Source organism: Dokdonia donghaensis DSW-1 (assembly GCF_001653755.1).
GTDB classification, from domain to species: Bacteria; Bacteroidota; Bacteroidia; order Flavobacteriales; family Flavobacteriaceae; genus Dokdonia; species Dokdonia donghaensis.
In genome coordinates this window covers 2127419-2150394 of sequence record NZ_CP015125.1, presented here as the reverse complement: position 1 = coordinate 2150394, position 22976 = coordinate 2127419, and the positions used below count along the sequence as shown (strand labels likewise).

At 37.5% G+C, this 22976-nt stretch carries 22 protein-coding genes and 1 pseudogene; 12 read left to right on the top strand and 11 right to left on the bottom strand.

Annotation, left to right across the window (positions count from 1 at the left end):
* Window positions 1-5 precede the first annotated feature (5 nt).
* The 3 genes from I597_RS09480 to I597_RS09470 are packed head-to-tail and all read right to left on the bottom strand — an operon-like array spanning window position 6 to window position 2758.
* Window positions 6-1352 carry a GntP family permease gene (locus I597_RS09480; protein ID WP_035324950.1) on the bottom strand — a complete coding sequence of 449 codons (1347 nt, stop codon included), beginning with the start codon at window positions 1350-1352 and terminating at the stop codon, window positions 6-8.
* Window positions 1353-1355: 3 nt separating this feature from the next.
* On the bottom strand, window positions 1356-1856 hold the full coding sequence (locus I597_RS09475; protein ID WP_035324951.1) for a gluconokinase: 501 nt from the start codon (window positions 1854-1856) through the stop codon (window positions 1356-1358).
* Window positions 1856-2758: a DUF72 domain-containing protein gene (locus tag I597_RS09470; RefSeq protein ID WP_035324952.1), complete on the bottom strand. Its 903-nt coding sequence runs from the start codon at window positions 2756-2758 to the stop codon at window positions 1856-1858. Before I597_RS09470 ends, I597_RS09475 begins: the two co-directional genes overlap by 1 nt.
* A 176-nt stretch (window positions 2759-2934) precedes the next feature.
* Here I597_RS09470 and I597_RS09465 point away from each other — a divergent pair, with 176 nt between their 5' ends.
* Together I597_RS09465 and I597_RS09460 are read left to right on the top strand one after the other, a co-directional pair.
* Window positions 2935-3690, top strand: coding sequence for a hypothetical protein (locus I597_RS09465; protein WP_035324953.1), 756 nt, complete (start codon window positions 2935-2937; stop codon window positions 3688-3690).
* An 85-nt stretch (window positions 3691-3775) separates the two neighbouring features.
* Window positions 3776-6862 (top strand): WD40/YVTN/BNR-like repeat-containing protein, encoded by a 3087-nt coding sequence (locus tag I597_RS09460; RefSeq protein ID WP_035324954.1) that lies wholly within the window; start codon window positions 3776-3778, stop codon window positions 6860-6862.
* An 81-nt stretch (window positions 6863-6943) separates the two neighbouring features.
* On the opposite strand, the gene I597_RS09455 is transcribed toward I597_RS09460, so the two are convergent.
* A complete protein-coding gene (locus tag I597_RS09455; protein WP_035324955.1) occupies window positions 6944-8299 on the bottom strand; it encodes an NAD-dependent succinate-semialdehyde dehydrogenase in 1356 nt (451 codons plus the stop codon).
* 164 nt (window positions 8300-8463) lie between these two features.
* Between I597_RS09455 and I597_RS09450 the strand changes: the two genes are divergently transcribed.
* The 3 genes from I597_RS09450 to I597_RS09440 are packed head-to-tail and all read left to right on the top strand — an operon-like array spanning window position 8464 to window position 10162.
* Window positions 8464-9381 (top strand): mechanosensitive ion channel family protein, encoded by a 918-nt coding sequence (locus tag I597_RS09450; RefSeq protein WP_035324956.1) that lies wholly within the window; start codon window positions 8464-8466, stop codon window positions 9379-9381.
* A gap of 2 nt (window positions 9382-9383) precedes the next feature.
* Window positions 9384-9689 (top strand): ribosome hibernation-promoting factor, HPF/YfiA family, encoded by a 306-nt coding sequence (gene hpf / locus I597_RS09445; protein WP_021778878.1) that lies wholly within the window; start codon window positions 9384-9386, stop codon window positions 9687-9689.
* Between the two features lie 11 nt (window positions 9690-9700).
* Window positions 9701-10162, top strand: a complete 462-nt coding sequence (locus I597_RS09440) for an arsenate reductase family protein (RefSeq protein WP_052111706.1) — start codon at window positions 9701-9703, stop codon at window positions 10160-10162.
* Window positions 10163-10234: 72 nt separating this feature from the next.
* On the opposite strand, the gene I597_RS09435 is transcribed toward I597_RS09440, so the two are convergent.
* Complete coding sequence (locus I597_RS09435) at window positions 10235-10831, bottom strand: nitroreductase family protein (RefSeq protein WP_035324957.1); 597 nt, start codon at window positions 10829-10831, stop codon at window positions 10235-10237.
* A gap of 273 nt (window positions 10832-11104) precedes the next feature.
* Between I597_RS09435 and I597_RS09430 the strand changes: the two genes are divergently transcribed.
* Entirely contained in the window at window positions 11105-12400 is a 1296-nt protein-coding gene (locus I597_RS09430) for an OmpA family protein (protein ID WP_035324958.1), read from the top strand.
* A 145-nt stretch (window positions 12401-12545) separates the two neighbouring features.
* Window positions 12546-12968: a hypothetical protein gene (locus I597_RS09425; RefSeq protein WP_035324959.1), complete on the top strand. Its 423-nt coding sequence runs from the start codon at window positions 12546-12548 to the stop codon at window positions 12966-12968.
* Window positions 12969-13127: 159 nt separating this feature from the next.
* Here I597_RS09425 and I597_RS09420 read toward each other — a convergent pair whose 3' ends face one another.
* The 3 genes from I597_RS09420 to truA all read right to left on the bottom strand — a co-directional run bounded on the left by I597_RS09420 (window position 13128) and on the right by truA (window position 15377).
* Window positions 13128-13811 (bottom strand): DUF2461 domain-containing protein, encoded by a 684-nt coding sequence (locus I597_RS09420; RefSeq protein WP_035324960.1) that lies wholly within the window; start codon window positions 13809-13811, stop codon window positions 13128-13130.
* Window positions 13812-13907: 96 nt separating this feature from the next.
* A complete protein-coding gene (locus tag I597_RS09415; protein WP_021778871.1) occupies window positions 13908-14456 on the bottom strand; it encodes a type 1 glutamine amidotransferase domain-containing protein in 549 nt (182 codons plus the stop codon).
* Window positions 14457-14597: 141 nt separating this feature from the next.
* Window positions 14598-15377 (bottom strand): tRNA pseudouridine(38-40) synthase TruA, encoded by a 780-nt coding sequence (truA, locus tag I597_RS09410; RefSeq protein ID WP_035324961.1) that lies wholly within the window; start codon window positions 15375-15377, stop codon window positions 14598-14600.
* Between the two features lie 89 nt (window positions 15378-15466).
* Here truA and I597_RS09405 point away from each other — a divergent pair, with 89 nt between their 5' ends.
* The 5 genes and pseudogenes from I597_RS09405 to I597_RS14800 all read left to right on the top strand — a co-directional run bounded on the left by I597_RS09405 (window position 15467) and on the right by I597_RS14800 (window position 20352).
* A complete protein-coding gene (locus tag I597_RS09405) occupies window positions 15467-15901 on the top strand; it encodes a hypothetical protein (protein ID WP_035324962.1) in 435 nt (144 codons plus the stop codon).
* Window positions 15902-15988: 87 nt separating this feature from the next.
* Entirely contained in the window at window positions 15989-16792 is an 804-nt protein-coding gene (locus tag I597_RS09400; RefSeq protein WP_035324963.1) for a DUF1853 family protein, read from the top strand.
* Window positions 16793-16852: 60 nt separating this feature from the next.
* The gene (locus I597_RS09395) at window positions 16853-17647 is read left to right on the top strand and encodes a LytTR family DNA-binding domain-containing protein (protein ID WP_035324964.1); all 795 of its coding nucleotides are present in this window, start codon (window positions 16853-16855) and stop codon (window positions 17645-17647) included.
* A 101-nt stretch (window positions 17648-17748) separates the two neighbouring features.
* The gene (locus I597_RS14805) at window positions 17749-18999 is read left to right on the top strand and encodes a S41 family peptidase (protein WP_052111708.1); all 1251 of its coding nucleotides are present in this window, start codon (window positions 17749-17751) and stop codon (window positions 18997-18999) included.
* A gap of 118 nt (window positions 19000-19117) precedes the next feature.
* Window positions 19118-20352: pseudogene (locus I597_RS14800) on the top strand (IS3 family transposase).
* A 38-nt stretch (window positions 20353-20390) separates the two neighbouring features.
* Here I597_RS14800 and I597_RS09375 read toward each other — a convergent pair.
* The 3 genes from I597_RS09375 to glyA all read right to left on the bottom strand — a co-directional run bounded on the left by I597_RS09375 (window position 20391) and on the right by glyA (window position 22884).
* Window positions 20391-20777 (bottom strand): pyrophosphohydrolase domain-containing protein, encoded by a 387-nt coding sequence (locus I597_RS09375; RefSeq protein ID WP_035324966.1) that lies wholly within the window; start codon window positions 20775-20777, stop codon window positions 20391-20393.
* A 304-nt stretch (window positions 20778-21081) separates the two neighbouring features.
* Window positions 21082-21501, bottom strand: a complete 420-nt coding sequence (locus I597_RS09365) for a hypothetical protein (RefSeq protein WP_035328672.1) — start codon at window positions 21499-21501, stop codon at window positions 21082-21084.
* A 108-nt stretch (window positions 21502-21609) separates the two neighbouring features.
* Window positions 21610-22884 carry a serine hydroxymethyltransferase gene (gene glyA, locus I597_RS09360; RefSeq protein WP_035324967.1) on the bottom strand — a complete coding sequence of 425 codons (1275 nt, stop codon included), beginning with the start codon at window positions 22882-22884 and terminating at the stop codon, window positions 21610-21612.
* Between the last annotated feature and the right edge of the window lie 92 nt (window positions 22885-22976).

Genomic DNA, 22976 nt, shown 5'->3' with positions numbered 1-22976 from the left:
TTTTTTTATACTATAAACCAAAGCACTGTAGACACCACAAGCCCAACAATAGCAATAAGTGAGGTCATTACCGTCCACGACTTAAAGGTTTCTTTTTCTGTAAGGCCAAGGTACTGTTTTACAAGCCAGAAGCCGCTATCATTTACGTGAGAAAAGATACTCGCTCCAGAGGCTATGGCTATAACAAGCACAGCTAGCTGAGGTGCACTAGTCTCAGAGAGACCTAACAGTGGCGCGGTAATACCGGCAGCGGTAATCATTGCAACGGTGGCACTCCCTTGTAAAACACGGACAATAGCTGCGACTATAAAGCCAAAAATTACAGGAGGAAAGATATCACTGCTCAAACTTTCTGCTATCATTTTACCGGCTCCAGTGTCTATTAATATCTGTTTAAAAGCACCACCGGCACCCGTAAGTAATATAATAACTCCTGCTGGGTACAGTGATTTTGTAGATATATCTAATAATTCACTTTTAGTAAATCCTTTCTTTATTCCTAAAAAGTACCAAGCAACTAGGTTTGCAATAATAAGCGCCACAAATGGGTGCCCCAGTAAGTCTGCTCCATAGACAAGCCACGCTGGTAACTCCCCTTCTGCAAATAACGGACTATTAAGCACCGTGTTACATACTATTAAAAATATAGGGATTGCTATGATGAGTAATATGGTTCCAGCACTAGGAGCGTTATCTGGGATTTTCATCTCAGACACCATTTCTTCTGGTGTCTCGATATGCATTCTTTTTGATAAATACTTTGCAAGCATAGGCCCAGCAATTATAGCAGAAGGTATACCCGCTATAAAACCAAAGATAATGACATAACCTAAATCTGCTCCTAAAATTTCGGCAACGGCTATGGGACCTGGTGTAGGTGGTATAAATGTATGTGTGATTGCAAGTCCTGCAAGTAAGGGTATAGCATACAACAGTAATGACTTCCCTGTTTTCTTTTGTAATGCATAGATGATGGGGATAAGTATAATAAATGCCACATCAAAAAATACGGGTATCGCTACAAAGAAACCTGTAAGCATTACTGCCCAAGGAGACTTTTCTATTCCAAATTTATTCAACAAAGATGCTGCGAGCCTTTGAGCACCACCAGAACGTTCTAGTATGGCTCCAAATAAAGCTCCTAGACCTACCACAGTGGCAACAAAACCAAGAGTCCCGCCCATTCCATTCTTTACAGAATCTAGTATAGACGATGGTTGCATTCCAGCAATAACTCCCACGGCAATACACGTGATAAGCAATGCAAGAAAGGCTTGCATTTTTAATTTTAAAATAAGAAATAGTAATATTGAGATGCCTATTATAACAGCAAAGAGTAGTTGGTAATCCATAAATTATGCTTCTATTTCTTTTAAAATGTCTGTAAGTATTTGATCTGTACTTTGGGCAACAGATACTTTTATGCCGTATGTCGGAACTTCAAGTGTGTCATATTGTGATTGTAATAACGAGGGATTAAAAAAGTGATTTTGCCTTGATGCAAGTCGCTTGCTTATAGTCCCAAAACTCGCATCAAGATAGACAAAGTTTTGTTTTGCTTTCGCGAAAACGTTATCACTATACAATCGCTCCCTGTACACCTCCTTGAGAGCAGAGCACGCTAGAACCGCACCTTCAGCCTGTGACCACGTATTTATTTTAATCGCTAGCGCATCCAGCCACGGCCACCTATCACTGTCTTGTAAAGGTTTCCCAGAAGTCATTTTATCAATATTTGCTTGTGGGTGAAAATCGTCGGCATCATAAAATGGTAGGTTTAGAGCTGCCGCAAGTTTTTTACCTATAGTGGTTTTACCACAGCCAGAAACGCCCATAACTACATATACCACACTCATTAAAAAAGGGTGTTTGTCGTGCTACTTGCACTTTGTGGTACGCGTAAATTAATCCCTAACGCAGGGTTGAGTCGCTCTATAAAATAGGCAGATAGTAAGGTGGACTCCTGCTCGATGTTTTGATGTATAAAAAAATGGATTTTACGTAGGCCAAGACTCACCCAGTAAGTAAGTCGCTCTACCCAAGCATCTAGTCGTGCATAGTCACTAGGATGATTTGCCCCTACATAACGTATAAAGGCCTCTCCATTTGTTAACCTCATATGCATAATGTCTCGCCTTCCTGCAGTGTCTACCAGGACATTTGCCATATTATGCTCTTCTAGAAGGGTATATAATCGCTCTGCAGTATCTGGGTTATTGAACCAGTCTGTATGCCTAAACTCTAAAGCGATGGGAAGCGCTTCTGGCCAGTGGTTTACAAAATTATCTACACGGTCAAAATCTTTGGGTTGAAAGTTATTGTGCATCTGTAAGAATACGGTACCCAGCTTTTCTTTGAGCATCGCCACGTGATCTACATACTCTGGGATAAAATCTTGAGCATCTATGAGTCTTTTACGGTGACTTATCATATTTGTGATTTTTGGGAAGAATTTAAACCCATCTGGCGCTTTAGTATACCACTTCTCAAACTGCTCTTTTGGGAACAGCCTGTAAAATGTAGCGTTAAGTTCTATACTATTAAACTGCTTTGCATAATACAAAAGTTCGTCTTTAGTTCCTCTGGGGTAGAAACCTTTGAGCTCTGCTTTATTCCATTTTGCACAACCTACATAGACTTCTAGGTTTTTGTTTTGCGCTTTCGCGAAAGCGTCCTCAATCACACCTCTAGTTGCTGGGTGATCTGGAGGTAAGGTGAAATCAATAAGCTCTGGTTGCTCTACGGCGCCAAATTTCATACTCTTAAATTTTTATAATATGTTCTTCACTGTGACTAAAAATTTATCATATCTAAAGAACTACGGGTTTAAAGATAATGTAAGTACATAAAAGATGATATTTTATTGAATAACTTGTAACATTATGCGCTCTTAATAGTCTTATGTGCAAACAGGAATCATTAACACAACATCATATGAAAACTATCAAATTATTACTAGTTGCCGTTATCGTAAGTTTTACCACAATGGCACAGGCACAAACAGCCGAAGAAATCATTGCAAACTATTTTGAAAACACAGGCGGGATGGATGCTTGGAATTCTCTTAAAGCTTTAAAATTTGAAGGAGCGGTGAAAGTTCAAGGTATGGAACTACCTATGACAATGATACAGACTAAAGAAGGAAAACAACTTTCTGTTGCAGAATTTCAAGGAATGAAGTTTTACCAAGGTGTTTTTGACGGTGAGACTATGTGGAATACAAACCAAATGACAATGGCTGCCGAAAAGAGTGATGCAGAGACTACTGCAAATGCAAAGCTAGAGATGAATGACTTTGGTGATCCATTCTTAAATTATAAAGAAAAAGGATATACGGTTGAGTTATTAGGTAATGAGACTATTGAAGGGACAGAAACTTATAAAATTAAACTCACAAAAGAACCTACAATGGTAGATGGAGCAGAAGTACCTACCGTAGCATATTACTATTTTGATATGGACAACTTTGTACCTATTGTAATAGAGCAAGATCTACTTACAGGTCCAGGTAAAGGAATGACAGGACAGACTAAGTTAAGTGACTACCAAGAAGCTGGCGGAATATATTTTCCTTTCTCTATTGTAGCTGGTGCAAAAGGGCAACCTGGAGGACAAGAAATTGTAATTAAATCTGTTGAAATTAATCCCGAAGTATCTGATGAGATGTTTGCTTTTCCAGAAGGGAAATAAAAAACACATATAACATAATCCCCAAGAAATCTTGGGGATTTTTTTAGCGCATATTTTAAGAAAATATCAATCCAAACCAACCCATATGAAAACTAAACACATCCTCCTAGGTCTGTGTATTGCTTCCTTAAGCATACCTAGCCAGGCACAAGAAATTGCCCTCAAGGGCAAAGAACTCTTTGGCGACATTACCGCTAGACAGATAGGACCCGCGCTTATGTCTGGTCGTATTATAGATATGGAAGTTCACCCTACTAATGCTCAAATAATATACACCGGTACCGCAGGTGGTGGGGTATGGAAATCTCAAGATGGAGGTGCTAGCTACGCTCCTATTTTTGATGATCACATACAGTCTATAGGTCAAGTGGCTATAGACCCTACAGATCCAGATCAAACGGTATGGGTAGGTACAGGAGAAATATGGACTCGTAACTCAGTCTCTGTAGGAAATGGACTTTATCGCACAAAAGATGGTGGTAATAACTGGCAAAAAACACCAGGTTTTGATAACAGTGAGCGCATCTCTGGTATTGAGATAGATCCTAATGATGGTAATACAGTGTATGTAGGTGTGCTGGGTGCTTTATGGAGCGATAGTGATGATCGTGGTGTTTATAAAACAACAGATGGCGGTAAGACTTGGGAAAAAGTTCTTTACATAAATAATACTACAGGTGTTGCAGATCTTATTATGGATCCTAGCAACTCAAACATACTCTATGCTTCTATGTGGGAGTTTAGACGTACGGCTTGGGATTTTAACTCTGGTGGTGTTAACTCTGGACTGCATAAATCTACAGATGGAGGTAAGACCTGGAAGAAAATACACAATGGTTTTCCAGAAGGTAAATTAGGACGTATAGGTGTTGCAGTAGCATCTAGTGAGCCTAGCATTGTCTATGCGGTAATCGAGTCAGAACAAGAAAAAGATAAAGGATTATACAGATCTGAAGATGGCGGAGCAAACTGGAAACGTACTAATGGAGACTTCTCACTTACTGTGCGCCCGTTTTACTTTTCAAGAATAGTAGTAGACCCAAAAAATCCTGATGTAGTAGTAAAAGGTGGCCTTAGTGGTTCAATATCTCGTGATGGTGGTAATACCTTTAAACCGCTGGGTAATATGCACTCGGATATACACGATATTGTTTTTGACATAAACAATTCTGATATGATGCACGTGGGTACAGATGGTGGCGTATATCGCTCTTGGAATGGTGGTACAACAATGGAAATAGTATCTAACCTTCCTTTATCTCAATTTTATCACATCTCTGTAGATAATGCAGAGCCTTATAATATTTACGGTGGTTTACAAGACAATGGTTCTTGGTACGGTCCATCTTCTTCTCCAGGTGGGATTGAAGCTAGAGACTGGACACGTGTAGGCGTAGGTGATGGTTTTAGAGTGCTACCCCACCCTACTAAGGACATCTTATATTCTGAGATGCAAGGGGCGGATAATGTGTGGCGTTATGATATGAAGCGTAACTACACAAAAAATGTAAAACCACTACCTGCAAAGGGTAGCGCAGATCTACGCTTTAACTGGAACCCTCCTATGGCAACAAGTACGCACCAGCCAGATCGCTTTTATATGGGGAGCCAGTTTTTACACGTGAGTGAAGATATGGGTGACACTTGGAAGGTAATCTCTCCAGATCTCACTACAAATGATCCAAAAAAACAAGAAAAAAACTCTGGCGGACTCTCTGCAGATAACTCGGGAGCAGAAACACACACAACGATATTTACCATTGCAGAATCACCTATAAATGAAAAAGTTATTTGGGTAGGTACAGATGATGGTAATGTGCAAATAACACGCGACGGTGGTGCAAACTGGACTAATGTAGTTGCAAATATACCTGGCCTACCGTCAAATACTTGGGTATACCACATAGAAGCTTCTGTACACGGTGCCGGAACTGCATATGCAGTTTTTGAAGGACACGCAAGAGGTGATATGAAACCTTATGTGTATAAAACTACAGATTATGGTAAAAGCTGGAAAAGTATCACCTCAGATGATATTACAATGTTTGCCCGCAACATTCAAGAAGATTATGAAAATGAAAATTTACTCTTTTTGGGAGCAGAAAATGGTCTGTATATAACTGTAGATGGAGGTCTTAATTGGTCAAAATTTACAAATAACTTTCCAGCGACCGCTGTTCACTTTCTTGATTTACAAAAACAGACTAATGATCTTGTCGCTGGTACTCACGGGCGTGGTGTTATTATCATAGATGATATAAGTATCTTGAGGGATATCAAGCCAGAAATACTAGACAAAAATGTACACTTTTTTGATACTAAGCCAGGTACAATGGTAGAAGAAGGCGGTTTTGGCGGCGGTAGCACAGAGCTTGAGTTTGTAGGCCCTAACCCTGGGAATGCTCTCAAAATCAAATACTATCTAAAGAAGAGACACACCTTTGGTAAAATGACGCTTGCCATACAAGATATGGAGGGTAATGAGATAACAACACTTGCCCCAGGTAAATCGAAAGGAATAAACATTGTCTCTTGGAACTATGCAAGCAAGTCACCTAAGCTTGCCGCGGCAAAGACATTTGCCTTTGGAGGGTTTACGCCAGTAAGAGTACAGGCAGGAATGTATAAAGCAGTCTTAAAAAAGGGTAAGGAGACCTATGAAACAACCTTTGAAGTAAAAAATGATCCAAAATCATTTATTACAGCACTAGAAAGAAAGGAGCAATATAAAACTTCAAAACAACTTTTTGATATTCAAGAAGACCTAGCCTATATGGTGTATCAAACTAACGTGATGGTAAACAGCGCTCAAGATGCCATAGAGGCAAATGCAAAAGCAGCAAAGGTGGCACAACCACTTATAGATGATCTCAATGAGCTTAAAAACACACTCGTAGTTACCACAGGTGACAACTACGTAGGTACTGCCCCACCACAACTTAGAGAAAAACTAAGTACACTGTACAGTGATGTTGCTTCAAACTATGAGGCGCCTAGTGCTACTCAAAAGGAGAATATTAATTTACTATTAGAACGCTTTAATACCGCAAAAGCAGACTTTGAAAAAATTAAATCAAAACGCCTAGTGAAGTTTGAAAAATACTTAGAAAAGCAAGAGATGAAGCCTATTACCTTTGATACTAAAGAAGCCTTTTTAGATAGTAAAGAGTAAAAGATAATCACTCATAAAAAATCCCGATGTGCAACTACATATCGGGATTTTCTTTTTTTACGCTTTCGCGAAAGCGGACTTCTACTTAATATAAACCGTTTTCTTGTTTACAAATTCTTGTATTCCATCTAGCGAGAGTTCTCTACCATAACCAGAGATTTTAGTTCCCCCAAAGGGTAAGTTAGGGTTACTCTTAACCATATCATTTACAAATACAGCACCATCATCAAAGAGAGGTATGAGTTTTTCTATACGCGCCGTGTCTTCTGTAAAGATAGAAACGCCCAGCCCAAAATCTGACTGATTTACAAGTTCTACAGCCTCCTCATCACTTGAGAAACGGGTCACTCCTATCACAGGTCCAAAGGTTTCTTCTTTAAAAATGCTCATCTCCGGCGTTACTCCAGTAACAATCGTAGGCTCAAAATATGCTTTTTGTCTATGACCTCCTACGAGCACTTTGGCACCAGCATCTACCGTTGCTTTGAGTTGTTCTTCCAGTTCTATAGCTAGATCCTCTCGTGCCATCACACCTATATAAGTATCCTTATCAAGGGGATCACCAGATTTGAGTTGTAATACCGCTTTCGCGAAAGCGTCCATAAATTTATCATATACCTTATCGTGTAGCAAGAGTCTTTTACCAGCAATACAACTCTGCCCCGTGTTTTGAAAACGCGCCTGAACGCAAGTGGCAACTGTTTGCTCAAAATCACAATCATCAAAAACCACTAAGGCATTACTGCCTCCTAACTCAAGTACAGATTTCTTAATCTCACTAGCTGCTGTACTAGCCACGGCAGCACCAGCCGGTTTACTCCCGGTAAGAGTAATAGCCTTAATACGAGGATCTCTCACAATGTTTTCTATACGATCACTTCCCACAGGCATATTTTGAAAAGCACCCTTAGGTAATCCTGCTCGTTCAAATACTCTTTGAATATTTTGCGCGCTTTGCATCACATTACTAGCGTGTTTGAGTACTCCTATGTTACCCGCCATTAATGCTGGTGCAATAAATCTAAAAACCTGCCAGAACGGATAGTTCCAAGGCATTACGGCTAGCACAACGCCTATAGGCTCATAACGTACAAAACTTTTTGTAGCGTCTGTTTCTATTGGTTTTGGTGCGAGGTGATCTGGAGCATTATCTGCATAGTATCTACATACCCAAGCACATTTTTCTACCTCTGCGATTGCTTGAGATATAGGCTTTCCCATCTCAAGTGTCATTGTTTTTGCATAGTCCTCCTTATTATTTTCTAGCTCTAAAGCAACATTGTGTAAATGCTCTGCACGTTCTGAAAAACTTGTGGTACGCCATTCTAAATAAGTGTGCTGTGCTAAGGCAAGCGTCTCTTCTATTTCTTGAAGATTAAAAGCCTTAATTTTTGCGACCTCAGTATGATTATATGGATTATTTGAGATAATATTCATTGGGATTTTTTTTTATAAAGTTACGCTGCTCATAAGTGACGGGCATTATGCTTAAGAGCATTTTAACGGTATATAGGTAAAAGGTCTTAACAAAATGTGAATTGGTTTTGTTTTAAGAAAGTTTGCAAACTTTAAACGTACTTTTAAATCTACCAACTATTATTATGAGCATTATACAACAATCTACTACAACTACAATTTCTGAAGCATTTAATAATGCGACAGAGAGCTTTATAGAACAGCTACCGCAAATCACAATGGGTGTACTCATTATTGTGCTAGGAGTTTTAATAGCTGGATGGATAGGCCGTTTTGCAAGAAAGAGAATTTCGGCTAGAACAGATGATCCTTTAATGAGCAAATTTTTGGGCACCGCTATTAAGTACCTGATAATTATAATTACTATAATGCTGGCTTTACGCGCAGCGGGACTTGCTGGTGTCGCTACGGGAATACTCACCGCTGCTGGTGCAAGTGCTGTAGTACTAGGGTTTGCATTTAAGGATATAGGCGAAAACTTTATAGCAGGTATTATTCTTGCGTTTAATAGACCTTTTGATGTAGATGATACCGTTATGGTAGGGTCAAATTTTGGGAAAGTAAAAACTCTTGATTTAAGATATACAAAGCTCAAAACCTTTGACGGTAAAGATGTTTATATACCTAATAGTGATGTACTCACAGAGCCCGTAACAAACTACACAGAAGATGGTTTTTACAGATGGGACTTTGTGATAGGTATTGCTTATGAAGATAATATAGAAGGTGCAAAAGAAACTGTACTCAGAGCTCTTGCAGATGAACCTAATGTTATTAATGACGAGATACACGAAAACTTTGTTATAGAAGATGAACTTGCAACAAGTACCGTAAATCTTAAAGTTTTCTTTTGGGTAGACACTAAAGACTTTAGAAAACAAGCAATGATCACAAAGGGTAATGTGGTACGTAAAGTAAAAGAAGCACTAGAAAATGATGGCTATTATATGCCAGCAGATATACAAGAAATTAAACTCTATGGCGGTGTAAAGGAATTCCCGCTTAGTTTTAATAAGAATACTAATTATTTTAAAAATAGATAACTATGGAAATAATATTTGAATATCACGACGTAACTGCAAGTGCTGAGTTAGAAGCTTTCGCGAAAGCGCAATTAGAAAAACTTGCAGATAAATATCAATTTATACACAGAGCAGATGTTTTTTTTAAACTTGAAAATACCTCAAGTGACGAGACAGGAAAAATCTCTGGAGTACGGATAAGTATGCCTGGTCCAAGATTATTTGCCGAGCATAGCTCTGACGACTTTTACCCTTCACTAAAGGAAGCGATAAATGAAGTAGAAGTGCAGTTAAGAAAGAAAAAAGAAAAAATGCAAGCTCACCACTAAAACCTAAAAGAATGCCAACCGATATGACACTAGCAATAGATAATAATGAACTCATTGTGATTTACTCAGAAGAGTCCAGTATAGGAAAACAAGTAATAGGCTATGCCAAGAGTAGCGAGAGTAAAGTAAATCTGATTAATATATCAGAAGCTGGACTTACAGGTACCCAATGGAGCGAGGTAGCAGATATGCTAGGCGCTAGTATAGATGAACTTGTTTCTAAGGATCATCCAGATGTAGATGATTTTGCAAAAGATGCTACGCTAAGCGATGACGACTGGATTCATTTTATACAGAACAATAGCAATGCTATACAGAAACCTATCCTTATTAAAGGTAAAAAAGCTATGCAGGTTGAAACCCCATCAGACGTTTTACAGTTTATTGATGTAGATTCGGCTGGGCTAGAAAAGCACCCTGTAGGTGATGACCCAGAAATAGCACCTAATACTGATGATGAACAACAAGTATAAAATTTAAAATTCATCTCATAAAAAAGGAGCCACTTTATTAAAGTGGCTCCTTTTTGTTATAATAGCTTACAACTATTTTTCAAAGATTTGCTCATTAAAATCTCCATTAAAAGTAAAAGAATGTTGAGATTTTCTTGATCTTAATTTTGTCTCTTCTTCCTGAAGATCATCAGATAGTTTATCTAAGTCACCTCCATAATAGCCTATAGCCGTTGCCGTGGCAATATGATAGTTGTCTGGCATAGCAAACTCTGTCATTGCTTTCTTATAATTTACACCGGCCATTTGATGTAGCGCTATTCCTAATTGTTGTGCTTGTACAGAAACATTACCCATAAAAAGACCTAAATCGTGTAGCGCGTGAAAATTATCTTTTCCATCTGGAGTAGTCTTTTTATAACCGCCTAGCATAAGTGCCTGTGCATTATTTGCCCACGACTGGTTAAATTCATCTAGGCACGAGTAGATACGATCATATGCCTCTGTCCCTTTAATACCCCATATGATAACCCACGGCTGATGGTTATTTGAACTTGGTGCCCACCTACCCGCTTCAAATAGTACTCTTAGCTGTTCTTCAGAAATGGCTTCTGTTCCAAAAACTCTTGGACTCCATCTGTTCTCTATAAGCGTGTTAATAGGATATGCTGTTGTTGTCTCTTTTTTCATATTATTTTTTGCATAAAAGTATTTTTATCATATCAAACCACTAGTCACATTAATAATAATTAACGTGTAGAAGCTTAACATTTTAACTATTCTTTATAAAATGGGAATATTCATACAAAATACTCAATTAAAAAGTTCAATTTTTGAATGGATTATAACTAAAATTCAGCGTGTTAAGAATATGATAAATCTTAGTTAATAAGTACGAATATTCTTGTTTAGGTAGCATTAAACATTAATTTTGCGGCTGAATTTGAACTAACAATAACAATTATGAAAAAGATTACACTTGCTATAATCGCATTAGTAGGAATGCAATTAGCAACAAATGCACAAGAGAGTACTGAGACAATGTCTACTGACTTTAACAAGTGGTCTGTAGAGCTTACAGGAGGAGTTAACAAACCAGTTCGTCCAGTTTCTGGAGGTTCTTTTACAAACACTCCATCTCTATATACAGTAACAGGTGGCGTACGCTATATGTTTAATGAGAAAGTAGGTCTTAAAGGAGGTATTGCTTACAATAGCTTTGAAAACGACGATAATAGCAATGAGTTTAATACAGCTCTTTACAACTTCTCTCTTGAAGGAGTAATTAACGCTGGAAACATTCTTGGTTTTAGAGAGTGGACTAACACTTTTAACGTACTTGTACACGGTGGTATGGGATATTCTGCATTAACTACAGATGCTCCAGCTGTCGAAAGAGATTTTGGAGATGCAGACCAGATGATTAGCTTTATGGTGGGTGTAACTCCACAGGTAAGAATTTCTGATAGAATTGCTTTAGTTGCAGATCTTACTGCAGTAGGTAATGTACGTCAAGATTTAACTTTTAACGGTGCGCCAACTGACGGACTTAGAGGTTTTGATGGTTTTTATGTAAACGCAACTGCAGGTATAAACATATACTTAGGTAAAGCAGAGAAGCACGCAGACTGGTACTCAAGCAAAAACGTTGCTGAGGAGCAAATCGCAGACTTACAAAACCGTCTAGCAAAAGTTGAGACAGATCTTATCGATACAGATCAAGATGGTGTTGCAGATTACTTAGATCGTGAGCCTAACACTATTTCTGGTGTCGCAGTAAATACTAAAGGTGTGGCTGTAGACCAAAACAAAAACGGAGTACCAGACGAGTTAGAGTCTACACTAGATAACCGTTATGCTAAGAAGGGTGATATCCCTACTTCTACTCCAGCTATCGCTTCAGGAGATGACGTAATCAAAAAATTAATCGAAGATGGATACGTGAACGTATACTTCCAGTTCAATAGCACTAAGCCTGAAACTTACAGCCTTGAGTCTATTAACTACCTTATTAAGTATATGACTGAAAACGCTGGTGCATCTGCTCAACTTGTAGGTTATGCAGACGAGATTGGAAACGCATCAACTAACCAACGTCTTTCTGAGAGAAGAGCTCAAAAAGTAAAAGATATTATGGTAGCTGCAGGAATCTCTGCTAGCCGTCTTACTGCAACAGGTAACGGTGAAGATGCTTCTGTAGATAAAAACTCTGCTCCTGCTCGTCAGTTAGTAAGAAGAGTAACTTTTAAACTTAACTAATCAATTATAGATTACTTTAAGTGTTAATTGCAAAGCCTCCGATTTTTCGGGGGCTTTGCTCGTTAATAAGGTGTTGAGAAGTATTGAGTACGCTTTCGCGAAAGCGCACAATGATTACCTAACTTTAAAGAAAACACAAGGAGTTATGAATGATAGACCAAATGATATTAAGAGAATACGTCCAGAAATTCCAAAAGCACGTGTCAACGACCAAATGAGCGATGAGGAGCGTTTTCAAAACATTACTCTCCGCCCGGTTGTAAAATTGCAAAATCCACTGCTTATAGAAATGTTTAGAAACTACATTTCAAAAAGGAAAAATGTGTTTTATAACTTATCTCTTGAGAAGCGACTTGATTATATCGAAAACGCGGTTAATAAGGATATGAAATTCCGAAATAGCCTTAAAGGAATGATAATAGGACAATTTACTGTAGAGGAGTATCTTGTTTATATACAAAACTCATCTGCACTCAATAAAAGAATGGCAAACCTCATAAGAGAACGCCTTATAAGCCAGATACAATTATTTGACAACCCCTCAGACGTACTTATTAAAGCAAGTTAATGCAAATACCTACAGACATACCAAAGCCGCAAAACAATAGCCCTATAGATCCCTCATCACCTCTAGAGCTCATTATCTTTATTGCGTTACCCATATTACTTATTGTAGTGTACTTTGTAAACAGAAAACGTGTTAGGGATAAAAGGAAAAAAAAGTAATTTATAATATGGACTCGCCATTGAGATCAGTTGTGAGAACGTCACTCATATAATTAAAAAAGGGCCTTAATAATCTAAAATGCTTAAGTACACGATCGCTAAAGTCACTAGCCATCACTTCTTGATCTGTAAATTCTTTACGTACAAAGAAACTCTTGAGTTTTATTAAATCTATATTTGGGTCGTCTTTTTCAAAATCTCTAGGAGCAGTTTTTACAGCATTACTTGTTTCAAATCCATTAGGAAACGCTTTCGCGAAAGCGGAATAATTAAGCATATCTCTTATCTCACTAGGATCAAGATGAAACTCTGTGCGTATGCGCTTGAGATCTTCCTTCTCTGGGTTGAAAAAACCACCTGCAATTACAGATTTATTGCCAGGCTCTATACGTAAGTAATAGCCGCCACGTCTATGGGCTCCCGCCCTACTATAACTCGCAGACCTATGTACGTTATAAGGGGTTTTATCTTTACTGAAACGTATATCACGATTAATACGAAAGACTTTGAGCTTCTCAATGTCATCAGTTTCATTAAGTCCCGTTTTAATAGTAGCATAGAGGTCTTTCAAAACCTTCTCACTATCTTGATATCGAGATTTATGGTCTGCCATCCACTCACGTGTATTATTCTTTTTTAGATCTTTAAGAAATGTGAGAGAAGCCTTAGGTACAGCTGTAATCATATAATGTCTTTAGGTTGTCTAAGTTACTTATATAAATAAAAATAGCCACCACAAAATGTGGTGGCTATTTCAATCATCAATCAAATCAAACCTGAATTACGCGTGTTGTAATTCGTGCTTTCCTTCTTTTATTTCTTCAATGAGCTTAGCATTAAAAGCTTCTAGATCTCCAGGGTTACGACTTGTTACAAGAGCCTCGTCTACTACCACTTCTTTATCTACCCATAATGCTCCCGCATTTTTAAGGTCGGTCTTAATACTGTTAAACGATGTCATCGTTCTCCCATTTACTACATCTGCCTCTATGAGTAATTGCGGTGCGTGGCATATTGCCGCTACTGGTTTGCTTTGTTTGAAGAAGTCTCTTATAAAAATAAGCGCGTCATCGTTACGTCTTAATTTATCTGGGTTAATAACTCCTCCAGGTAACATTAGTGCATTATAATCTTTTGCACTCACGTTATCTACTGTGTCTGTTACATCATACTCACCAGACCAGTTACCGTCTGCCCATCCTTTTATGGTTCCTGTTTTTTCACTTATAATATCTACGGTGAAACCTTCATTTTTCATCGCCTCAAGTGGTGATTTTAATTCACTTTCTTCAAATCCGTCTGTTGCTAATATTGCTACTCTCTTTGTCATAATCTTTCTTCTTTTTAGTTAAACAATTAATTATGATACAAAGATACAGGGAGGCTCTACTGGCCGTCGTTAAAGAGATGATAAGATAAAATTCATAAGGGTTAAACCTTTATTAAATGACTTGCAAAGCTGTTAAGAATGTTAAATCTGAACGTCCTGCAACAATAAACCGCTTGCCTGGGCAATGCGTGTGAGCTTAATTTCGTTACTAGCATCTAGTGTCTTTTTAAAAAACTCAAGATCAATATTACCCTGCCCTAGATCAAAAAGTGCACCCATCATAAGACGTATCTGGTGGCGCTTAAACCCTTTACCGCTTACGCGAAAAGCATAACTCTCCTCCGGGAAGAAACTAGCGGTATACATATCATTAATCTCAATTGTAGATGATAGTACGTGACCAATAGTTTTAGTTTGTGGATTAGGCTTATAAGTATACGATCTAAAATCGTGCTCACCCTCAAAAAGCCTTGCAGCCTCTTTCATAAGTTCTAGATCGAGCTCACCCGCTATATTAATCATATAAGGTGCGGCAAATGGATGATTCTTTTCTCCATAAGAAAAGAGATACACATATTCCTTTGCGATGGGAGCATCCATCACATTAAATTTTTTATCTACCTGAGTAATTTCAAGACAGCGTATGTCTTGAGGTAAGTTATCATTAAGCAGCGTAAGAAAACCTTCTGCTGGCAGTGGGCTATCATTTAAAAACAACTCAACATAAGCCACATTTGCAGAGACCTTTGCATCTGTTCTGCCAGAAGCCAATAGTTTAAAATTTTTGCGATCTAGCACATAGGCAAAGGTACGCTCCATCATACGCTCTACAGTGAGAACATCTGGCTGCTTCTGCCAGCCGTGGTATCTAAAACCTAAGTATTGAATCTTTAAAAGATAGTAGTATCGCTTATCAAACATCCTTCAAAAATAGTTGCCTCATTTTAATTTTAGATTGATAATTAAAAAATAATTGTAAATTAAAACTCAAATAACTTAAACCAATTATTATGACGACTACACAAAAACCTTCTACACTTTTCTGGATTATTGGTATTGTGCTCCTCCTCTGGAATTTAATGGGGGCTAGTGCCTTTATAGTAGACAACTTCTTTACAGATATGATTGCAAGCGCTTATAATGAAGAGCAAATGGCTGCCATAAATGCAACTCCTTTATGGTCAAAAATACTTTATGGAATTTCTACCATAGGTGGGCTTCTAGCTGCAATATTACTACTTGCCAGAAAAGTAGGTGCCGTGCGTATTTATGCAATATCGCTTATTGCTATTATTATACACACAGTATATAACATAGGCTTTGCAAATGCGATGGAACTTTTTGGTGTGGCAGCTGGTCTTATATTTCCTCTTATCATTATACTCCTCGCTATTTTTGAATACTGGTGGAGTAAGTATAGTGCATCAAAAGGGTGGTTGAAATAAAAGCCACTCCATATTATTTAATAAGCTGTCACATTATTGTGATGGCTTTTTTTGTATGTAAATGTTTACAATGAGTATTTTTAGACAATGAAGCAATATGCTGGTTTTCTCAACACGCCTCCCTTGTGGACGGGCACGCAATTCTCCCTTACTCAATTTGAAATACCTCGTATTGATTTATCTACATTCAGCGCCACGACAATACCACCTCATTTAAGATTAGGCCACCAGGTAGAATATATCTTTAAACAACTACTAGATCATTCTGAAAGATATATCGTGCTCGCTCACAACGTCCAGATTAAGCGAGATAAAATAACACTAGGTGAACTTGACTTTGTGGTAGAAGACCGCTTTCGCGAAAGCGTAAAAATACACATTGAGCTTACCTATAAATTCTACATTATAGATAATGCGGTTACTAGCCCCATACACCAACTTATGGGACCCAACCGAAAAGATCACTTCTACTTAAAAATGCAAAAAACAAGAGATAGGCAACTACCTCTTGCCTACTCTGCAGAAGGACTTGACGCGCTACAGTCTATAAATGTTAACCCAGAGCAACTAGAACAATGCACACTTTTTATGGGTCAACTTTTTACGCCCTATAATAAAAACGTAATACTCCCAGAGGAAATAAATCCTCGTGCCATAATAGGTTACTGGATGCAACTAGATGACTTTTGCACCGCATCCTTTCTAGATTACAGATACTATATAACTACTAAGCCAGAATGGTTACACAAGCCACATACTGAAGTAAACTGGCTCAATCACAAAGAGACACTAGCCATTATAAGAGAAAAACATACACTCAAGAGGGCACCTCTTGTATGGATACAAAAAGATGACACCACAGTTGATAAAGCTTTTGTGGTATGGTGGTAAAATTTACAGGACACTTGACTGGTAATGATGTACTTCATAAATTGAAGCAAAATTAAAGTCTTGCAAAAATATCCATTTGACCAAAAATTTAGCAGCTATCTATTTACTGCATTAGGGCTGGCTATTTGGGTATTTGCATTTCTCTTTCTCACAGAACCGCTTGATGTAAATCAATTTAAAACAAGCGAAAAACTCATTTATCTCCCGCTATATGGTATGCTTGCCGCGATATGTTATCTAGGTATTTATCCTATGCAAAAGCGTCTCTACAAGCATAAAAATAAACAATGGACACTATTAAGCGAGCTGCTGTTTTTCTCAATGTTTATAACGATTACATTTATCGTTATGCGGTGCTTTTACCTATATGTTGTGGTTTTTAATGAGCCTAACCCATACTCTCTAGGCTATTACTTTACCTCAATATTTTTACCAGCCGTAATCGTCATATTTCCTATAGTAGCTATCGCTAGATATGCCTTAGGTAAGTATGCAAATAAGAAAATAGAAAATTCTAAACTTTTTATATCTGGTGATGGTAATTATGAGGGTATAAGACTTCTAGAGTCTGATTTGATCTTACTAGAAGCATCAGATAATTATGTGGAAGTCCATTATCAAAGTCAAGGTGTTTTAAAAAAACAACTGGTACGTGCTAGGTTATCACGACTAGAAAAAGAACATACGCAACTACTGCGCACACATAGATCATATCTTATAAACAGAGCCCACTTTGCTTCTCTGAAAACACAAAATAACAAGCTAGGAGTTATACTTACACACGATATTTTTGTTCCAGTTTCAAAAACCTATATCTCACAGGTAAAAGAGGCGTTTAGTTTCGCCACAAACTAAGGGCATTTCGCCCCAAGACCTATTATATAAAGAGATTTAAACATAACCAAGTTTAGATTTGTTGCATCAAATAATTGTTCAACTTCTTTAAATAATGCGTTATGAAAATCTCAATTTCCTACTTTCTTTTATTATTCTTTGTCTTTTTTGCTTTCGCGAAAGCGCAATCACAACAAACCTGTAATTGTAAAGATGAGCTTGCTTTTATAGATTCTCACATTACAGAAATGACTTCTTTTAAAAAGCAAATAAAAGGAGACCTCAAAGAAGCCTATGAGCAAACTTTAAACGAATTAAGTGAAGAGGTAACAACGAGTATGCTTATTGCAGAGTGCTATAGAGCTCTTAATATATTACTCTCTCAAGTAAAGGATAAACACGCTCATATCAAGCATATAAAACCGAGTATACCTGCTAGCACCTTACTAACAGATAAAGATATAAACCAATACCGTAAGAGTAAATCGTTTACAAATCACCCTAGGTATGATGAATCGCTCACTTCTCTTGAAAAGGAGCTTAAAAAAGCACCTTACAGAAGTGTAGAAGGCGTTTACCAGAGGGAAGGTGTATTTACAATAGGTGTTGTAAAGAATGGAAACCTTTATAGCGGTGTGGTACTAGCCTCACAGTCGCCTTTATGGATCCCAGGTCAAATTGCTTACACAATTATTCCCAATGGAGAGGGTATGTATGATATTATAACTAGTGATATACCGGGAGGAGCACTGAGATTCATAAGGGCTTTATATTTACACAATGGTACACTATGGCATCTTAAAAAAGAAAATGCAAGTCCATATGCGGAGGTGAGCAAAGAAAGCGGAAATTGGTATTTTAAACAAATCTCGCCTAATACACAGTACCTATATATGGGCTCGTTTTCTAATAGTGAAGAAAATGTAGCTGCTTTTACTTCATTTTACAATTCACATAAATCAAAAATTACGGCTCAAAACATAATTATAGATTTACGCAACAATGGAGGTGGTAACTCAAAATATTCTGATCCATTTTATAAAATACTTAAAAAGAGTAAAGCAAATGTCTATGTCATTACCAACTTCTGGTCTGCAAGTAATAGTGAGCAATTTACCCTCAAATTAAAAAGTTTAAAAAACACAACTCACTTAGGTATGCGCACCTATGGTGCGATAGCTTATGGATCTAATTATGGTAAGCTCTTAGAAAGCCCCTCTGGTCTATTTGCCATTTACCCTACAGATATGAACTTTCATAAATATATAGATTATGAATATGTAGGGATACTACCAGACATTGTACTAGATTATAATGAAGATTGGATTAAGCAAACACTAGATTATATTAAAAAACAAGATGCTGAATATTGAGAAAATCCTTTTTAAAGAACACACATTCTAATCCAAAAAAAAGCATCAATAATAATTGATGCTTTTTTTTCAAGATTTGTCCCGTCCTGAAATAAGTTGACACAATTTCGACTTATTTATGAATCATTCAGAAAAACCAAGGAAGAAGCGTAGTCAACGCGATTATAATTTAGGCTTTAAACTAGCTGTAGTATCACAGATAGAAAAGGGCGAGATGACTTATAAGCAGGCACAAAAAGCTTATGGTATTCAAGGAAGGAGCACTGTTTTGGTTTGGTTGCGCAAACACGGTACCTTAGACTGGACAAATCCAATCAAATATCAAATGCCCAAATCCAAAGAAACTCCAGCTCAGAAAATTAAACGTTTAGAACGAGAACTCTCCGACGAAAAGTTGAAGAACCAAGTTCTCAACACGATGATCGATATCTCTGATCAGCAGTATGGAACTTCTATTAGAAAAAAGTATTCACCCAAACAATCCGACGAATCCAACAGCAACAAGGCCTGAGTCTATCCCATTGCTGTAGATTGTTTTGGGATAAGTAGACAGGCTATTTATCAATCAAAAAGCGTGCCTTGAAAAGAGCTCACCAATTAACTCAAATCAAACCTTTGGTTTTAAAAATGCATCAAGAAATGCCAAGGCTCGGAACTCGAAAGCTTTACTATCTACTCAAGGCTGAATTTGAAGCAATAGGCATCAAAATAGGTAGAGATGCACTTTTCGATTACCTCAGATCTGAGTCAATGCTTGTAAGACCAAAGAAAAACTATACGAAAACAACTCATTCTAAACATTGGTTGAGAAAACACCCTAATCTAATGAAAAATATAGTTGCCACAAGACCAGAACAGTATTTTGTAAGTGACATCACCTACATCAAGAGTAGAGAAAGAACTCATTACCTCTCTCTGGTCACAGATGCCTTTAGCAGGAAGATTATGGGGTATCATCTAAGTAATGATATGAGTGCAGAAAATGTAGTGAAAGCTATGCAAATGGCTGTAAAAAAAAGAAGCACTTCTCAAAGATTAATACATCACTCTGATAGAGGACTCCAGTACTGTTCTTCTGTCTATCAGAACGAATTAGAAAAGTGTAACATCACACCATCAATGACAGACGGCTATGACTGCTATCAAAATGCACTTGCAGAACGTATAAATGGTATTTTAAAAGGTGAGTTCTTCATTCATACCTGTAATACAGCAAAGGAATTAAAACGGCTCATCAAGGAATCTATTACAACATATAACAACAAGAGACCTCACTTGAGCCTTAATTACAAAACACCTAACTTTATACGTAACAAAAAATCCTTCGAAGCTAGCTTCGAAGGATTCATTTAATTATTTAAAAACTGTCAACCTATTTTAGGATGACACATTTACTTGTTAAGTATACTCGCGATATCTGGCTTAAAATAGTTAGGCCCTTTAAGCACTTTACCATCCGCTCTATAGATAGGCTTTCCATCTTCACCCAGCTTACTCATATTAGATCGCTGTATCTCATTAAAAACTTCCTCTATTTTATCTTGCATACCGTGTTCTATAATAGTCCCGCATAAAATATACAGCATATCCCCTAGCGCATCTGCCACCTCTACAAGATCTCCATTATTTGCAGCTTCTAGATACTCTTCATTTTCTTCCTTCATCAAGTTATAACGTAACTCATTTTTGGCTTTAGAGAGTTGAGCCGTAGGTGAAGCCTTTTTATCCAGCCCATAAGTGTCGTGAAAAAGGGTTACGGCTGCTATTTTATTTTTCATAAGTTAAATTTGTTTTATTACGCTTTCGCGAAAGCGTACTCATACGTATTTTTACACTTCTAAAATACTCCAAATGTTTAGCACTGGTCAGGTTATATTCGTACTTTTTTTTGTGATTGCTTTCATAACGCTCATTATATGGAGTTATCGCAAAGATCTTAACCTGCATAAAAAGCAATACAAAGGAAGTAAATGGGTATTGCTTGGTTTTATTGGGTTTGTGGTGCTTCTGTTTTTAATCAAACTGGTTTTAAAACCTTAAAGACTTACACAACCTACATACTCACAACCCATAAATAGGTCCTTACCCTATTTTTAAGTGGCTTTCTGACTTACTTAATAGAAGCTCGTTTAATTTTTGCAAATCTTCTGGATGAATTCCTTTTGCATCAAAAGTAATTTGCTCGCCATTGGTTTTAGTTACTATAAGAGTACTTTCTGTAAGATCTGTACTAGCGATGTGGTCAAAATATATGCGTTTACCATTCCACGAATTGAGACGTATCATTATTACATTTTTAGTTACCTGCACATCATTCTTATAAATAAAATATCGAAAAAAGTATATCACCTGTAGCAAGAAGCCAGCTGCAGCAATCTTCCTGTTTATACCAGGATTTTCAAAATTATAAAACTCAAAGGTGCCTGCGAGTATACATAGCAGAGAAAGTACCAGCACGGTTACCCAAAACCAACTATTCTGGTTATAATGTATATGTTTCATAAATTTTAATCTGTTATAGTAAGTCTGTACTATTAAGTTTTTGTTACAAGCAAACATAAAAAAGCCAGTAATAAAATTACTGGCTTTTTAAATATACGTGTGTGTTTACTAGGCTTTAAACAATGGTCTGTGGCCCATCATTTCGTTTACACTCTTTGCAACGTTTTCTAGCACCTCGTCATTATCGTGATGCTGTATTGCCTTGTCTATAAAGTTTGCAATCTCGTGCATATCACTTTCTACAAGACCACGTGTAGTTACTGCTGCAGTACCTATACGTATACCAGAAGTTACAAAAGGTGACTTGTCATCAAATGGCACCATATTCTTGTTTACCGTAATGTCTGCCTTACCTAGCGCTTCTTCGGCAGCTTTACCTGTTACATCTTTGTTGCGTAGATCTATAAGCATCATATGGTTATCTGTACCTCCAGATATAATATCATACCCTTTAAGCACAAGTGCATCTGCTAGTGTAGTTGCATTTTTCTTAACCTGCACCATATAGTGTAAAAACTCATCTGTAAGTGCTTCTCCAAAGGCAATTGCCTTTGCTCCAATTACGTGCATTAATGGTCCTCCTTGGTTCCCTGGGAAGATACCACTATCAAGTAGAGAAGACATCATACGCTTCTTTCCACTCTTAAGTGTGATTCCAAAAGGGTTTTCAAAATCTTCACCCATAAGTATCATTCCACCGCGTGGCCCTCTTAGGGTTTTGTGTGTAGTAGTTGTTACTACGTGACAGTGTGGTATAGGGTCTGCTATAATTCCTTTTGCAATAAGACCTGCTGGGTGAGCAACATCTGCAAGAAGGATAGCTCCTACTGAGTCAGCAATTTCGCGAAAGCGTTTATAATCTATCTCACGTGAGTATGCAGAGGCACCTGCGATAATCATTTTAGGCTGCTCTACAGTCGCGATTTCTTGTATTTTATCATAATTAAGTAGTCCTGTCTCTTTATCTACTCCATAAAAAACTGGTGTATATAAACGACCAGAAAAGTTTACTGGCGACCCGTGTGTTAAGTGACCACCGTGAGCAAGGTCAAAACCTAAAAATTTATCTCCTGGTTTTAAACAAGCGTGAAAAACGGCCGTATTTGCTTGAGAACCTGAGTGCGGCTGTACGTTTGCATAGGCGGCTCCAAAAAGTTCCTTTGCGCGCTCTATAGCAAGTGTCTCTACCTCGTCTACTACTTCACAACCACCATAATAACGCTTACCAGGATACCCTTCTGCATATTTGTTAGTTAGTACAGATCCTGCAGCTTCCATTACCTGGTCACTTACAAAATTTTCTGAAGCAATAAGCTCAAGGCCATTAAGTTGGCGTTCTTTTTCTTCTTGTATTAGGTCAAAAATGGCGGTATCTCGTTGCATATTTATGATGTTTGTTAAAGTGATACAAAAATACTATAAACTCTTTTTAAGAATGCTATAAATCCTATATTTGAGGAAGAGATTTACAAACA